The sequence below is a fragment of the Ochrobactrum sp. PL_is483 genome (genome assembly GCF_055816855.1).
This window is the reverse complement of record NZ_JBVPGS010000032.1, coordinates 270711-286274: the sequence shown is the minus strand read 5'-3', so window position 1 is coordinate 286274 and position 15564 is coordinate 270711. Positions and strand designations below refer to the sequence as shown.

Genomic DNA, 15564 nt, shown 5'->3' with positions numbered 1-15564 from the left:
GAGAAAGCTACATGAGCACCGGAACGCAGAAAATTGCCATTTACAGACCGGCATGGCGACTTTTGGAACAGGCTCTTTAAATGGCGCAGCCTTCAATAAGGGCAAGTCCTTTCGCAAAAGTGCAAAACCTCGCGCACCATATCGACAACCCGCCCATATAGGTTACCTTGGCCGAAGTTGAGGGGCGGAACAGGCAGCATGAATCGTTACAGGCACAGCATAGCGGTTATCCTCGTTTCGCAGCTTTTCAGCCTGCCTTTCGGCGTCGGAGCATCCTATGCGGCGAGCGAACCCACCCCGCCGGTCTATGCCCCACCCTTGCCGCCGGAGAAGAAGACGCCGACCGTCGGGCGCATCTGCCAGCTTATTGGCGCCAATGCCGATGCCCATGGCATTCCGCGTGATTTCTTCGCCCGATTGATCTGGAAGGAAAGCCGGTTCGACCACAAGGCGGTGAGCCCGGTCGGCGCCGAAGGCATTGCGCAATTCATGCCCTACACCGCGAAGGAACGCGGGCTGGCCGATCCCTTCGATATCGAGCAGGCCATTCCCGCCTCGGCGAGTTTCCTGCGCGACCTGAAAGGCGCTTTCGGCAATTGGGGCCTTGCAGCCGCCGCCTACAATGCAGGCGCGGGGCGCGTTTCCAGCTGGATGCGGTCGGGCGGTTTTCTGCCGCTTGAGACCGAAAATTATGTACTGGATATTACTGGCGCGCCTGCCGACGACTTCGCGGCCGGCAAGGAGGTCGTGAACCGTCCGCTCGATCCCAAGCTCGCCTTTGATGACGCCTGCAAGCGCCTGCCGATCATCCGCAGCGCCACCATTCCGATGTCGCGCGTCAAGCCGAAGCCTTGGGGCATACAGGTTGCGGGCAATTTCCGCCGCAGCGCTGCCGTCAATCAATGGGCGCGCCTGCGCAGGCAATTCGGCGCCGTGCTTGCAGGCCATGATCCCGTCGTCAGCCGGATACGCACGCCAATGGGACGCCGCGGCATCTATGCGGTGCGCATTGGCGCCGACAACCGCGGAGAGGCCGACGGCATCTGTGCGAAGCTGCGCGCAGCAGGCGGCGCATGCATAGTTTTACGCAACCGGTGAGAAAAACACGGTCAGTACCTGCTAAAACAGCGATATATTAGGGATAGCCTGTTCTGTTTTGGGATTGAGGTGATGATTTTCTTGAAACAATCGTACAAAAATTGAACGATACCGGTTCGAAGATAACCAATCATGTCGATCCCAAAGAATTTGCTTGCCAAATACCGCTTCATAGATCAGTCTCCATCTGTTCGGGCATTTAGCGAACAAATGGAAGACTGGAAGAACGGCGTGCCGGGGCCGCTATAAGTTCCGGGTCGAAGGCTCCCCTTCGGCAATGATCGGTTCCTTCCCAATGTCGAGAACTGCCTGCATAACCCTCTGCCGGGTGTGTGGTGCGCTTGGCAGAATTTGTAATACCACCGTCTCCACAAGAGCGGTGGCGCCAAGGAAAAGGAACGGATCCCATGGCACAGACCGGACAGGTCAAATTCTTCAATACCGAAAAAGGCTTCGGTTTCATCAAGCCGGACGATGGTGGCGCAGATATCTTCGTACACATCTCCGCAGTACAGGCTTCTGGCCTCACTGGCCTCGCAGACAATCAGAAGGTTTCCTACGAGACGGAACCGGATCGTCGCGGCAAGGGCCCGAAGGCCGTGAACATCACCGTTACCGGCTGATCGTTCATAAAAGAACCTACCACTTGCCCCGGCTTCTGCCGGGGTTTTTTATTGCCTTTCGGCGCTCGATCCCCTTGGTTGCCAGCACGTCTCCAAGCGCGAAATATTACAGATACTGCGCGTAATTTACCGGGAACCGGCCGCTTTCCGCCGCCTTTCACCATTGTTCAGCCTCCATTCATGTCGAAAGAGTTAATCACTTATTCACAAACGATACGTGCGCCCTTTTCGGCCAACGTATCGCAGACATTGCAGTCGAGCTTCTGAAGGAGCGAACAATGAACCGATTTGCGAAAATAGCCATTATGGCAGCGGCATCCCTCGCGGCAGTTGCCGCGCCGCTTGCAACGGCATCCGCAGATTCCTGGGGTCGCCATGGTTGGGATCGCGGGGGCTGGAATCGCGGCGGCTGGGACCGTCCTTACTACCGCGAGCGGCATCGCGACCATAGCGACGCTGTCGCCGCCGGTGTGATCGGCCTCGCCGCAGGCGCCCTCCTTGGCAGCGCACTCAGCCAGCCATCGCAGCCGACCTATGTGCAGCCTGCTCCGGTCTATGCGCCGCCTCCGCCGCCGCCAGCCTATTATCCGGCAGCCCCGGCGCGTCAGGTAACCTATTACCGCGGAGGCTATGAGCCATGGAGCCGTGGCTGGTATCAGTATTGTTCCGACCGCTACCGGTCATTCAATCCGAATACCGGCACCTATCGCGGTTATGACGGACGCGACCACTTCTGCTCCGCCAACTGAAAAGGGAAAACAGATAGATAGAGCGGTTGGAGCCGCTCTAGGCACTCAGCAAAAAGCCGCCCTCCCGGCGGCTTTTTCTATTCATGCATATCCGATGTCGTTCAAAAACGGATTGGAGCGTCGCTCTTCGCCGAACCGCCCGCCGGGACCATGCCCGCAGATGAAGCCGATATCGTCGCCGAGCGGCAGCAGCTTTTCCTTGATGGAGCGAATCAGCGCCGCATGATCGCCGCCCGGCAGGTCGGTGCGCCCGACCGAGCCGTTGAACAGCACGTCACCGACGATCGCGAATCGCGCTTCCGGATTGAAGAACACGACATGCCCCGGCGCGTGGCCCGGCGTGTGGAAGACCTCGAATTCGTGACCGGCAACGGAAACCTTGTCGCCCTCGTTCAGCCAGCGGTCCGGCGTCACGTTGCGCACGCCTTCGGTGAGGCCGTATTTCAGGCCGGTCGTTGCCAGATTGTCGAGCAGGAATTTGTCATCCTTGTGCGGGCCGATGATATCCACGTCCAGCGCTTCCTTGAGGTCGAGCGCAGCCGCAGCGTGATCGATATGGCCATGCGTGATCCAGATTGCCTCGACCTCGACCCCTTGGGATCCAATCGCATCGAGAATGCGGTCGAGGTCGCCGCCCGGATCGACCACCACGCCCTTCTTGCTCTCGCTGTCGAACAGAATGGTGCAATTCTGCTGGAAAGGCGTGACGGGAACGATAATGGCCTGCAATTGCCCCATAGTGTTACTCCACTCAAAATAAACAGCAGCGCTTCTGCCGCATAGATAGTGTGCCCGGCCTGTCACGTGAAGCTCTAAAGCATTTTCGAGCCAAAAGTGCGAAGCGCCTTCCAACGATTCAGCTTAATCTGGAAATGCTCCAAATAGAAACGGGCGGCTGGACGCCGCCCGTTTTCCCTCTCCGGAATGTCCAGACCGCCCCTCCTAAAACCGCTTCACGGTTTTCGGGTTGCGCCCCGACAGTTCGTCTAGAGCGCCTAGCGTCCTGACGGACGCACAAAGGTCGCTCTACCTATTGAATCCAGGCCTCGTGCTTTCCGAAAATCGATTCCGATTTTCGGGCCGATGCTCTAGCCGGTTGTCCCCACAACCTTACGTTCTGCGGTGCATCAGGCCTTGGCGGCCATCGCGTTCTTGATCAGGCCGACAATGGCCGTGAGTACGATACCGCCAACGCCGCCGCCAGCCAGCTGCCCGACAACGCCGTTGAGCACGGAATCGAGGCCGCCGCCGGATAGCATCGGGAGCAGCTGACCGAGGATGACACCACCGATGCCGCCCGCCACCGTGTTACCCGTGGTTCCCAGACTGATATTCTTGACCGCTCCTGCGATGTTGCCGCCAACGGCACCAGCGACCAGCTGAAGAATGAGAGGTAGTAGAGCTTCCATAATCGTCACCCCATCTGAGTTTTAAACCGGAATAGCGCGACTCCGGCAAAAAAATCATGTGCCGAAACTTGGCAATGTCAAACAATAAGCGACGGAAAAACAAAAAAGCGGCCCGAAGACCGCTCTTTTTCTGTTTAAAACCCAGTTACTCCGCCGCAGCGCGCTTGGGCTGAACTTCTGCAAAATAGTCATTCATCAGAAGATTTGTAATTTCGGAAGGCTTGAACCGGTATTGACCGATCTCGGAAACCGGCGTCACTTCCGCTGCCGTGCCGCACAGGAAGCATTCGGAGAAACCGGCAAGTTCTTCCGGCATGATTGCCCGCTCAATGACTTCAATGCCCCGGCGCTTGGCAAGATCAATGACCGTGCGGCGCGTAATGCCGTCGAGGAAGCAGTCGGGCTTCGGCGTGTGCAGCGCCCCATCCTTCACGAAGAACACATTGGCGCCGGTTGCTTCCGCAACCTGCCCGCGCCAGTCGAGCATGAGCGCATCCGCATAGCCCTTTGCTTCGGCGGCATGTTTGGAAATCGTGCAGATCATGTAGAGACCGGATGCTTTCGAGCGCGACGGCGCGGTGCGCGGGTCCGGGCGGCAATATTCGGCAATATCGAGCCGGATACCCTTCATTTTTTCTTCCGGCGAGAAATAGCTCGGCCACTGCCAGATGGCGATGGCCAGATGAATGCGGTTGTTCTGCGCCGAAACGCCCAGCGAATCCGAGCCGCGCCAGGCGATCGGGCGCACATAGGCGTCCTCAAATCCCTGCTTCTTGAGCAGCTCCCGGCAGGCATCGTTGATTTCTTCAACGCTGAAAGGAATCTCGAAACCGAGAATGCGCGCAGATTCGTGCAGGCGTTCGGTATGCTCATTGAGCTTGAATATCTCGCCGCCATAGGCGCGCTCGCCTTCAAACACGGCGCTCGCATAATGCAGGCCATGGGTCAGCACATGAATTTTCGCATCCTTCCAGTCGACGAATTTCCCGTCCAGCCAGATAGATCCGTCCCGTTGATCGAATGGAATCGCAGCCATTTTCTTGCTCCTTGACTTTCCTCGCGGCGCTGTCTCGACACGGTTTCAGGCCGATTTCAGACCGGACAAACTTCTCCGCGACCCGTCTTCCCCATTTAAATCGATATAAATGGTGAGACGGCCACCTTTTTCTGCGTAATTGCTGGCCTTTTTGTTCAAAATGCTTTGAGGTCGCGCAAACATATTGCGCGAAATCCAGCCGGAGCATGCATGACAAGAAAATAAATCCTCCACAGGGATCGAATATTGCGGCAACCATTTCCACCATCCGCATTCAACAGACGCGGCGAAAACGGGTCAGCGCAATTATTCCTCCTCCATGCATGCGTCAGCGCAAACATTATTCCAAAAAAGCCAGCTCACGCTTATCGAAAATTATCTGGGCGATTGAATTATGTCAATAATACTGACATATTTAACGCAACAGAACGGAGCACCGATGTGAATTCGACGAACGATCTGAATTATATAAGCAATCCGTTGACGGCTGAGGAGGCGGCCGACCTCAACGTGATCGAACTTCTGTTTTTTTCCTATCGCGATTTCACCGCCGACCCTGATCTCATTCTGGAAAAGATCGGATTCGGCCGGGCGCATCACCGCGTCCTCTACTTCATCAACCGCAAGCCCGGCATGACGGTTGCGGAGCTGCTGGAGGTTCTGCGCATAACGAAGCAAAGCCTGTCGCGTGTGCTCAAGCAGCTCATCGATACCGGCCATGTCGTTCAGGCCACCGGCCTGCATGACCGCCGCCACCGCAAGCTTTATCCAACCCGGAGCGGCCGTGAGCTGACGCTTGCGCTTGCCCTTCCGCAGTCGCGGCGCATCGCGCGCGCCTTGGAGGATTGTGGCCCACAGGACCGCGCGGTGATCGAGCGCTTCCTCTATAATATGGTCAACCCCGAACGGCGGGCCCAGATCGACGAATTTTCCGCCGACGACCCCTCCGGCTGACGGGTCAAGATGAAGTGTTACGCAAGGTTGCACTAAGTGCTTGTATAAAAATGCGCCCCTTCAGGCAGTGAATGGACGTGCCGCATTCCAATGAGTATTATGTCGGGCGACGCATGTTGCGTCATAGAGCGCCGTGCGTCCATTCGGACGCACAAAGGTCGCTCTAACTTATTGAATCTACGCATCGTGCTTTCCAGAAGATCGATTCCGATTTTTGGGCCGATGTAGTCGAATTGGAACGGAACGGGATCGAAAGACGCCATGGCAGCAGAAGAAGAAAAGACGCTCTCGGATGACGCCCCGCATCTCCTCGTCGTTGACGACGATACGCGCATCCGCAGCCTTCTTTCACAATATCTGACCAATAGCGGATTCCGTGTCACCATGGCCGGCAGCGCCGCTGAGGCGCGCCGCAAGCTGGAAGGCATCGACTTCGACCTGCTGATCCTGGACGTCATGATGCCGGGCGAAACCGGCGTTTCGCTGACGCGCTCGCTGCGCGAGCAGAAGAATGTCCCCATTCTCATGCTGACGGCATTGTCGGAAACCGACAACCGCATCGACGGGCTCGCCGCTGGCGCCGACGATTATCTGCCAAAGCCCTTCGATCCCCGCGAGCTGACGCTTCGCATCAACAATATCCTGCGGCGCGGCGCGCCTCCGGCGCAGCCCAAGATCGAACAGATCGTGTTCGGCCCCTATACATTCTTCATCCCGCGTCGCGAGCTGAAAAAGGGTTCCGAGACGATCAAGCTCACCGATCGCGAGCAGGACATCATGGCGATCTTCGCCGAGCGCGCCGGTGAAACGATCCCGCGTCACGAGCTGACCGGTCAGGACGGCGATGTCGGCGAGCGCACGATTGACGTGCAGATCAATCGCCTTCGCCGCAAGATCGAGCAGGACCCGGCCAATCCGGTCTGGCTCCAGACCGTGCGCGGCATCGGCTACAAGCTGAGCATCGAATAGCAACAACCGGCAACCAGAAAATGGTGTTTTCTCATAACGCGAAACGCGGTGCACAAAAGCTGCACCAGCGATGGCGGGCGTGGGAAACACCATTCGCAAACCGCGAATATCGTTCTTGCAGCGAAGCTGGTGTGGGCCTGACACGATGAAATCGCCCTTGAGAAAATTCTCCCGCTGGTTGGCCCGCATCATGCCGAAGGGGCTTTATGCGCGGTCGCTCATCATCATCATCGCGCCGATGGTGCTGCTGCAATCCGTGATCGCCTATGTGTTCATGGAGCGTCACTGGCAGATGGTGACCGAACGGCTGTCGACTGCGGTCGTGCGCGATATTGCGGGCATCATCGATATTCTGGAAACCTACCCGCAGGAACCGGGCTACGACAATCTGATCCGCATCTCGCAGCAGCGGCTGGCGCTGAATATCTCGATTCTGCCGCCCGATCCGCTGCCGCCGCCCGGACCGAAGCCGTTCTTCGCCATTCTCGATTACTTCCTCAGCGAAGAAATCACCCGCCAGATCAACCGGCCTTTCTGGGTGGATACGGTGGGCGATTCCGATCTCATCGAAATCCGCATCAAGCTTGAGGACAAGGTGTTGCGCGTCTTCGCGCGGCGCAGTCAGGCCTATGCGTCCAATACGGGCATCTTCCTGACCTGGATGGTGGGCACCGCCCTCGTTCTGCTGATTATCGCCATCGCCTTCCTGCGCAACCAGATCAAGCCGATCCAGCAGCTTGCCGAGGCGGCAGAAAGTTTCGGCAAGGGGCGCCCCATGCCGGAAGGCTTTCACCCGCGCGGCGCGGAGGAAGTGCGGCGCGCCGGTATTGCCTTCATCCAGATGCGCTCGCGCATCGAGCGCCAGATCGAGCAGCGCACGGCCATGCTGTCGGGCGTCAGCCACGACCTGCGCACCATTCTCACCCGCTTCAAGCTGCAACTGGCGCTGGCTGGCCATTCCATCGACACCGAGCCGCTCAATCAGGATATCGCCGACATGCAGACCATGCTGGAAGGCTATCTCGCCTTCGCGCGCGGCGAAGGTTCGGAAGAAACGGCAAGCTATGATGTCACCAGACTGTGCGAGAAGCTGGAGAGCGAGGCGCGCCTGCGCGAACGCGGCTTCAAATACCGCATCGAAGGCGACAGCGAGGTCCATGTACGTCCCAACGCCTTCTCGCGTCTGGTCAGCAATCTGGTTTCAAACGCCTTCCGTCATGCGCAAAATGTCGAGCTTTCCATTTCGCATGTCGAAGGCTGGCTGAAAGTCGTCGTGGACGATGACGGGCCGGGCATTCCCGAAGACCGGCGGGAAGATGTGTTCAAGCCATTCGTCCGGCTGGATGAGGCGCGAACGCAGGATTCAGGCGGCACGGGGGGGCTCGGGCTTGCCATTGCGCGCGACATCGCGCGCAGCCATGGCGGCGACATTTCGCTGGAAGATTCACCGCTGGGCGGCCTGCGCGCCATCATCCATATTCCGGCTTAGAGCGGTTCCTGTTCTAACAGAAAAACCGTTTCACACTTTTGCTGGAAATTCTCCAGGCGTTCTGGCTTGGAGCTGGGGAAATAAACTTCAGAGCAGAGCGATAAGCAGGAGTTTTCACGCTTCTTTTCCCTCATCCTGAGGAGCCGTTGAAAACGGCGCATCATCCTGAGCTTGTCGAAGGATCGAAGGGCTGATGGAAAACGCCCAATGCCTGCCACAGTGCCTGCCCTCGTCCTTCGAGACGGCTCCTTCGCAAGCTCAGAAGCCTCCTCAGGATGAGGGGTCGACGCGGTTGCTCAACGCGAAATCATCATGCTCTCAATAAAGCTTGCCGCCGTTCGGCACCGGTTTGTCGATGGCCGCGAGAACCACTTCACCGTTTTCATCCGGCATGCCGAGTGTCAGCACTTCCGACATGAAGGGGCCGATCTGGCGAGGCGGAAAATTCACCACAGCCATGACCTGCTTGCCGACCAGTTCTTCCGCCGTATAGCGCTTGGTGATCTGGGCGGACGATTTCTTGATGCCGATCTTTTCGCCGAAATCGATCTTCAGCTTGTAGGCAGGCTTGCGCGCTTCCGGAAATGGCACGGCTTCCACGATGGTTCCGCTACGGATATCGACCTTTTCGAAATCCGCCCAGCTTATGGTGGTTGCTTCAGTCATTTTTTTACTCCCCGCCTCGCAGAAAACCCGGCGCGAACGCCGGGTCAAAACTCAGTTATTGGATAGTCAGGCGCGACCGACTGTCTCGAACACCACACATTCCAGCGCCTCGCGCGCCGTGACACCCGACCAGACCACGAACTGGAAAGCCTGGAAATAGGCTTCGCAAGCTTCCAGCGCCGCCGAAAGCAGCACTTCCACCTGACGGCTCGTCGGTTCCGCGCCGCCTGCCAGCAGCAGCGACTGGCGATACATGATCGCGCCTTCCTGCTGCCAGAGATCGAAATGGCCCATCAGCAGTTTTTCGTTGATGAGCGAAAGCAGGCGCATCACTTCGTTGACGCGCGGCTCGGCCACCTTGATGTCGAATGCGCAGGCCAGATGCAGTGCCTCGAAATCCTCCATCCAGGAAAACGAGATGTGATAGTCAGTCCAGTTGCCCGCAACCGAGATTGCGATTTCGTCGTCGCCAGTCCGCTCGAACGTCCAGTCGTTTGAATGCGCGACCTGTTCGATCACATCCACCGGATGCGCCTCACGTGCGAATTCAAGCTCAAGAAGGCTCATGTCCGTTTCCTGTTCTGGGAACCATCTGCCCCCAGATGTTTCCTAATTCCCGGCGCGCAGGTAACTGCCCGCCCGCGCCCGCCACCGCGCAAGAACAAGCGCAGGAAAACAGGCACGAATTGATCGGTCGAGCAACCGGCATGCACGACGGCATGCAAGCGCCCCCAATGGCACACGCACATACGCAACTGATACTGGAAAGCAGCCTGAAAGACGCGAAACCTGACACTCAGCCCCTCGCCGCCGCCTACATGACCGCGTTACGAATCATGTAGTGTTTTCAGTCTATTGATGCTGAATCTGAACGCCAGCCCCTTTTCAAAAAAGAGACATGAAAGCATGTGGAAATATACGGGGGGCGGGCCGCGACCCTTGCCTTAACCGACTCTAAGACAAGGGTTTTTGCCACTTGCGGCCTGTTAATAAATATTCAGGGATTATTTTTGGATTTAGCCGAAGTTGAAGCCGATTTTGCCGTTTTGGCATCAGAATCGACTTCGAGTTTCGCAAGACGTGCTTCGAGTGCTTCGATTCTTGCCAGCAAGGCGCTGTTTTCCGCACGCGCCTTGATCGCCATTTCGCGAACGGCTTCGAAGTCTTCGCGCTGCACGACATCGAGCGTGTTCAGCACGCGTTCGCCCTGCGAACGCAGCGCCGTTTCCACTTCGCGGCGCACGCCCTGCGCAGCGCCTGCCGCATCCGTCACAAGCTTGGCGAGTTCATCGAGAACCCGGTTCTGTCCGCTGGTCATGGCAATGATTCCTTTTTTCCAGGAGAGACCTGTTGAAAACATAAATTTGAAATAGGGCCGTCTCGGGTCCGATGCAAGCTTGGCTATAGAAAGTGATCGCGCCCGGCGTCAGCAAAAACCATAAGCTCCTGAGGAACAAGGCGAATGTACTTAAGGATACCTTAAGCGTACACAAGCACCGGAAGCGCATAAAACGCCATTCGCGGCAGACGGGAACCGCTTGACCATCAAGGGTTGGTCCAGCATGTTCCCTCACAAAACGGAGTGATTTCATGATTGAGACGTTGCTGCCCGTATCGGCGCTCGCCTTCCCCAATATCGATCCGGTGATTTTCAGGATCGGGCCGCTGGCAGTGCACTGGTACGGCCTCGGCTATGTCGTCGGCATCATGTTCGCCTGGTGGTATGGCAAGAAGCTCCTGCGAAGCCACCGCCTGTGGGCGAACAACCAGCCGCCGATGGCGCCGGAAGCGCTTGACGATTTCGTCATCTGGGCCGCGCTCGGCGTCGTGCTGGGCGGGCGCATCGGCTATGTGCTCTTCTATAATTTCTCCTATTATATCTCCAACCCGCTCGCCATTCCGGCAGTGTGGGATGGCGGCATGTCGTTCCACGGCGGCATTCTGGGCACGACGCTCGCCATGTTCCTGTTTGCCCGCTCACGCGGCATCAGGGTGTGGAGCATGTTCGACACGATCGCCGCCGGTGTTCCGGTCGGGCTTGGCGTGGTGCGCGTCGCCAATTTCATCAATTCGGAACTCTGGGGCCGCGTCAGCGATATGCCCTGGGCGGTCTATTTCCCCAATGGCGGCCCGCTGCCGCGCCATCCGAGCCAGATTTACGAAGCCTTCCTTGAAGGGCTTGTGCTGTTCTTCGTGCTGTTCCTGCTCGTCTGGGTCGGGCGCAAGCTGAAGAAACCCGGCTTCATCGCAGGCGCATTCGTCACCGGCTACGGCCTCAGCCGCATCGTGGTCGAATTCTTCCGCGAGCCGGATGCACAGCTCGGCTATCTCCTCGGCGGCTGGCTCACCATGGGCATGGTGCTTTCGGTGCCTATGGTGCTGATCGGGCTTTGGGCCATGTGGCGCGCAAACCGGGCCGCGGCAAAGGATGCCTGATCTCTCGCTGAAAGACCGGCTGAAACGCCTGATCGCCGCCTCCGGGCCCATCAGCGTTGCCGATTACATGGCCGCCTGCCTCGGCGACCGCGAGGCTGGCTATTACACCACGCGCGAACCGTTCGGACGCGACGGCGATTTCATCACCGCGCCGGAAGTGAGCCAGATGTTCGGCGAACTGATCGGCATCTGGTGCGTCAGCGAATGGGATGCGCTGGGACGCCCGGATAATGCGGTGCTGTGCGAGATCGGCCCCGGTCGCGGCACGCTGATGAGCGACATGCTGCGCACCATCGGCAGGCTTGCCCCGCAAATGCTGGCCCATGCGCATGTTGCCATGGTCGAAACCAGCCCGCGCCTTGTCGAAAGACAGAAGGAAAAGCTGGCCGATGCAGGCCCGAAGATCGACTGGTTCGAGCGCTTTGCTGACATTCCCGACGGCCCCTTGATCCTCGTTACCAATGAGCTGTTCGATGCGCTGCCGTTCCGGCAGTTCGTCAAGGCCAATGGCCGCTTTGTCGAACGGATGATCGCGCTCGACGACAGGGGAGAGTTTCACTTCGTCAGCGGTCTGGGCGGCATCGATCCGGCTCTCCTGCCGCAAGGTCACGCAGACGCAGAAGAAGGGGCTATCTTTGAGGCAGCCCCGGCGCGCACGGCCTTGATGCAGGAAATCGCGAGCCGTATCGCGACAACGCGCGGCGCGGCGCTCAACATCGATTACGGCCATCTGGAATCCGGCTTCGGCGACACGCTGCAAGCCGTGCTGAAACACAGCTTTGACGATGTGTTCGCCCATCCGGGCGAAGCCGATCTCACCAGCCATGTCGATTTCGATAGTCTGGAGAAGACCGCAAAAGCCTGCGGCTGCAAGACCGGAACCATGACGCAGGGCGAGTTTTTGCTTGCAATGGGCTTAGCTGATCGCGCCGGGCGGCTCGGCGCGGGCAAGGATGCGGCGTTCCAGGAGAAAATCCGGCAGGACGTTGAAAGACTGGCCGCGCCCGATCAAATGGGAACCTTGTTCAAGGTTCTCGCATTGAGCGACAGGCAGACACGTCTTTATCCTTTCGAACCGGCCTGAAGCCTTTCAAAAAGCGCGGGAGCCTGAATGAAAAAGCATGGGAGCCTGAATCAAAAAGCGGTATGTGTGTGCGAAAATGGTAATTTTTGAGTACCGGAGCGGAGCGTACTTAAAGCATAGTCCCGAAAAGTTGCAGACTTTTCGGATAAGCCTATGCGTCTGAGAAAGCTACGTGAGCACCGGAACGCAAAAAAGTGCCATTTGCAGCCACACAGAGCGACTTTTGGAGCAGGCTCTTAATTGACAAGCCGTCCGAGCTCCCCCACCATCCCGCCGTTTGAAACGAGATTGCCATGACAGACACCCCGCAACCGCTCCGTTCGCCTCTCCTTGAAAAGCCCGTGGCACAGAACGGGAAGCGGATCGCGCACGGCTTCTTCACCCGCAAGGGCGGCGTTTCCGATGGCATCTATACGGGCCTCAATGTCGGCAGCGGATCGAACGATGTGCCGGAAAAGGTCGCGGAGAATCGCCGCCGCGTGGCGGAAAGCCTCGGCGTTGCGCCCGATCATCTCATGACCGTGCATCAGGTCCATTCGCCCGATGTTGTCCACGTCACCGAACCTTTCGGCAGCCCGCGCCCCAAGGCCGACGCCATGGTGACCAATGTTCCCGGCATCGCCATCGGCGCGCTTTCTGCCGATTGCGGCCCGGTGCTTTTTGCCGATCACGAAGCGGGAATCATCGGTTCCGCCCATGCCGGATGGCGCGGCGCTTTTGGCGGCGTTCTTGAAAACACCATAGAGGCCATGATCGGGCTTGGCGCGAAGCGCGAAAATATCGTCGCTGTTCTGGGACCGACCATCGGGCCGGAAAACTATGAGGTCGGACCGGAATTTTATGCCGAGTTCATCGGCAGGGACCCGACTTACACCGCCTATTTCTGTCCATCAGACAAGGCGGACCACAAGCTGTTCGACCTGTGGACATTCATCACCGACCGTCTGACGAAGGCTGGCGTAAAGGCCGAATCCCTGCGCCAGTGCACCTATGCCGATGAGGAACAGTTCTATTCCTACCGGCGCACCACCCATCGCAACGAACCCGATTACGGGCGTCAGATTGCAGCGATCGCCATCATAGAAGATTAGGAGAACCGCATGGCCCTTCACTTCGAGCCGGAAGAATTCGCCGCACGTCGCGACCGACTGATCTTGAAGATGGAGGAGGAGAAGCTGGATGCACTTCTGCTGTTCGCGCAGGAGAGCATGTACTGGCTGACCGGCTATGACACATTCGGCTTCTGCTTTTTCCAGTGCCTCGTGGTGAAGGCCGACGGATCGATGGTGCTGATGACGCGCTCCGCCGATCTGCGGCAGGCGCGCCATACGTCGAATATCGAGAACATCGTCGTCTGGACCGACCGCGACAATGCCAATCCGGCCGCGGACCTGCGCAATATCCTGACGGACCTTGACCTGCTCGGCACGCGGATCGGCATCGAATACCAGACGCATGGCCTCACCGGCGCCAATGCGCGCAAGCTCGACGAGCAATTGCAGAGCTTCGCCAAGCTTTACGATGCGTCCGGCATGGTGGACCGCCTGCGCCTTCTCAAAAGCCCTGCCGAAATCGCCTATGCGAAGCGCGCTGCGGAACTGAGCGACGGCGCGCTGGATGCGGCGATCAAGCTGACCAAGGGCGGCGCGAGCGAAGCCGATATTCTGGCTGCGATGATGAGCGCCAATTTCGCAGGCGACGGCGATTATCCGGCGAACGAATATATCATCGGCTCGGGCGACGATGCCCTGCTCTGCCGCTATAAATCCGGCCGGCGCAAGCTGAACAAGAACGACCAGCTCACGCTCGAATGGTCGGGCGTGTTCCGGCATTATCATGCGCCTATGATGCGCACGTTGATCGTCGGCAAGCCGACCGCGCATCATCTGGAGCTTTATGCCGCCGCGCGCGAGGCGCTGGAAGCCGTCGAAGCGGCGATGACCCCCGCCTCGACATTCGGCGACGTGTTCGACGCCCATGCGCGGACCATGGAAACGCACGGCCTCACCCGTCACCGGCTCAATGCCTGCGGTTATTCGGTGGGCGCGCGCTTCACGCCATCATGGATGGACCCGCAGATGTTCTATGCCGGAAACCCGGAAAGCATCCAGCCGGACATGACGCTTTTCGCCCATATGATCATCATGGATTCCGACACGCAGACCGCCATGACCCTTGGCCAGACATATCTCACAACAAATGGCGCGGCGGAGCCATTATCCCGCCATTCTCTTGATATGATTGTCAAATGAGGCGTAATCGGCGATAAAACGGCACGTCGGCAAAAGTCGACAGAATGAACTGTAAATGCCCTATCGCAGAGAACCTGCGCCTTCAGGAGCATGAAGCCGAACATGAACAAGGCACATCTTTCGTCGCTGCTGTTGCTTACCGGGTTACTTGCCGCCTGCAACAGCACTGAATCCGCTTTGAACGTACAGGGCAGCAATCAGACTGCCGGTCAACCAACCACGGCGGCACCCGCCACTCCGGCTGCGGCCCCGACTGCAACCACGACTCCGACCACGCCAGCAGCCGCACCGGCGGCCCCGCAGCGCAGCGCGGCGCTGAAGCCCGGCAAGCTGCATATTGCGCCGATCGTCGGCGCGCCGGTCAATGTAGTGACCCCGCTCACGCATCGCATCAACGATGACGCCAAGGCGAAGGGCATCGAGCTTGCAGGCAATAACGACCCGAGTGCCGCCTATGTCATGAAGGGGTATTTCTCCGTTCTTGCCGAAGATAACCAGACGACGGTTCTCTATGTCTGGGACGTGCTGGATGCGTCCGGCAACCGTCTTCACCGGATACAGGGCCAGGAGAAAGTTCAGGGCGCAGCCGCAGACTCATGGAGCGTCGTTCCGGCTTCCGCCATGCAGGCAATCGCCGACCGCACCATGCAGGAATACTCCACCTGGCTTGCGGCAAATCGCGCATGAAGCAGGCCTTTTGCGGCAAAAGGCTGAAATCTTTTGCTGAATCGGTTTTGCACATTGTGGGAAAGCCGCAATACTGGCCTTTTTGCAGCAATTGTGTCCCTTCGGGCCTTGC

At 58.4% G+C, this 15564-nt stretch carries 17 protein-coding genes; 11 read left to right on the top strand and 6 right to left on the bottom strand.

What is annotated here, in order from left to right; all coding sequences use genetic code 11:
- Positions 1-198: 198 nt before the first annotated feature.
- From AC0TNJ_RS09920 to AC0TNJ_RS09910, 3 genes are all read left to right on the top strand, one after another.
- Positions 199-1098, top strand: coding sequence for an SPOR domain-containing protein (locus tag AC0TNJ_RS09920; RefSeq protein WP_473770990.1), 900 nt, complete (start codon positions 199-201; stop codon positions 1096-1098).
- Between the two features lie 407 nt (positions 1099-1505).
- On the top strand, positions 1506-1721 hold the full coding sequence (locus AC0TNJ_RS09915; protein ID WP_006471910.1) for a cold-shock protein: 216 nt from the start codon (positions 1506-1508) through the stop codon (positions 1719-1721).
- A 278-nt stretch (positions 1722-1999) separates the two neighbouring features.
- Entirely contained in the window at positions 2000-2470 is a 471-nt protein-coding gene (locus AC0TNJ_RS09910; protein ID WP_473770989.1) for a BA14K family protein, read from the top strand.
- 81 nt (positions 2471-2551) lie between these two features.
- Here the strand turns inward: AC0TNJ_RS09910 and AC0TNJ_RS09905 are convergent, their stop codons facing one another.
- The 3 genes from AC0TNJ_RS09905 to AC0TNJ_RS09895 all read right to left on the bottom strand — a co-directional run bounded on the left by AC0TNJ_RS09905 (position 2552) and on the right by AC0TNJ_RS09895 (position 4915).
- Positions 2552-3208 (bottom strand): MBL fold metallo-hydrolase, encoded by a 657-nt coding sequence (locus AC0TNJ_RS09905; protein ID WP_473770988.1) that lies wholly within the window; start codon positions 3206-3208, stop codon positions 2552-2554.
- Between the two features lie 389 nt (positions 3209-3597).
- Positions 3598-3879 carry a hypothetical protein gene (locus AC0TNJ_RS09900; protein ID WP_006471911.1) on the bottom strand — a complete coding sequence of 94 codons (282 nt, stop codon included), beginning with the start codon at positions 3877-3879 and terminating at the stop codon, positions 3598-3600.
- Between the two features lie 145 nt (positions 3880-4024).
- Positions 4025-4915: a branched-chain amino acid aminotransferase gene (locus AC0TNJ_RS09895; protein WP_473769659.1), complete on the bottom strand. Its 891-nt coding sequence runs from the start codon at positions 4913-4915 to the stop codon at positions 4025-4027.
- Between the two features lie 441 nt (positions 4916-5356).
- On the opposite strand from AC0TNJ_RS09895, the gene AC0TNJ_RS09890 reads away from it, so the two are divergent.
- From AC0TNJ_RS09890 to AC0TNJ_RS09880, 3 genes are all read left to right on the top strand, one after another.
- A complete protein-coding gene (locus tag AC0TNJ_RS09890) occupies positions 5357-5869 on the top strand; it encodes a MarR family winged helix-turn-helix transcriptional regulator (protein ID WP_122001273.1) in 513 nt (170 codons plus the stop codon).
- 261 nt (positions 5870-6130) lie between these two features.
- The gene (locus tag AC0TNJ_RS09885; RefSeq protein ID WP_122001274.1) at positions 6131-6838 is read left to right on the top strand and encodes a response regulator transcription factor; all 708 of its coding nucleotides are present in this window, start codon (positions 6131-6133) and stop codon (positions 6836-6838) included.
- A gap of 145 nt (positions 6839-6983) precedes the next feature.
- Positions 6984-8327, top strand: a complete 1344-nt coding sequence (locus AC0TNJ_RS09880; RefSeq protein WP_122001275.1) for an ATP-binding protein — start codon at positions 6984-6986, stop codon at positions 8325-8327.
- Between the two features lie 318 nt (positions 8328-8645).
- Here AC0TNJ_RS09880 and AC0TNJ_RS09875 read toward each other — a convergent pair whose 3' ends face one another.
- From AC0TNJ_RS09875 to AC0TNJ_RS09865, 3 genes are all read right to left on the bottom strand, one after another.
- Positions 8646-8993 (bottom strand): tRNA-binding protein, encoded by a 348-nt coding sequence (locus tag AC0TNJ_RS09875; RefSeq protein ID WP_473770987.1) that lies wholly within the window; start codon positions 8991-8993, stop codon positions 8646-8648.
- A 66-nt stretch (positions 8994-9059) separates the two neighbouring features.
- Positions 9060-9560: a type III secretion system chaperone family protein gene (locus AC0TNJ_RS09870; protein WP_010659627.1), complete on the bottom strand. Its 501-nt coding sequence runs from the start codon at positions 9558-9560 to the stop codon at positions 9060-9062.
- A 430-nt stretch (positions 9561-9990) separates the two neighbouring features.
- Positions 9991-10311: an accessory factor UbiK family protein gene (locus AC0TNJ_RS09865; RefSeq protein WP_473770986.1), complete on the bottom strand. Its 321-nt coding sequence runs from the start codon at positions 10309-10311 to the stop codon at positions 9991-9993.
- Between the two features lie 272 nt (positions 10312-10583).
- On the opposite strand from AC0TNJ_RS09865, the gene lgt reads away from it, so the two are divergent.
- From lgt to AC0TNJ_RS09840, 5 genes are all read left to right on the top strand, one after another.
- A complete protein-coding gene (gene lgt / locus AC0TNJ_RS09860) occupies positions 10584-11429 on the top strand; it encodes a prolipoprotein diacylglyceryl transferase (protein ID WP_473770985.1) in 846 nt (281 codons plus the stop codon).
- Positions 11422-12513 (top strand): class I SAM-dependent methyltransferase, encoded by a 1092-nt coding sequence (locus AC0TNJ_RS09855; protein WP_473770984.1) that lies wholly within the window; start codon positions 11422-11424, stop codon positions 12511-12513. The genes lgt and AC0TNJ_RS09855 overlap by 8 nt, the downstream gene beginning before the upstream one ends.
- Before the next feature lie 293 nt (positions 12514-12806).
- Complete coding sequence (gene pgeF, locus AC0TNJ_RS09850; protein ID WP_473770983.1) at positions 12807-13604, top strand: peptidoglycan editing factor PgeF; 798 nt, start codon at positions 12807-12809, stop codon at positions 13602-13604.
- A 9-nt stretch (positions 13605-13613) separates the two neighbouring features.
- Entirely contained in the window at positions 13614-14765 is a 1152-nt protein-coding gene (locus AC0TNJ_RS09845; RefSeq protein ID WP_473770982.1) for a M24 family metallopeptidase, read from the top strand.
- 90 nt (positions 14766-14855) lie between these two features.
- Positions 14856-15452, top strand: coding sequence for a hypothetical protein (locus AC0TNJ_RS09840; protein WP_473770981.1), 597 nt, complete (start codon positions 14856-14858; stop codon positions 15450-15452).
- Positions 15453-15564 lie beyond the last annotated feature (112 nt).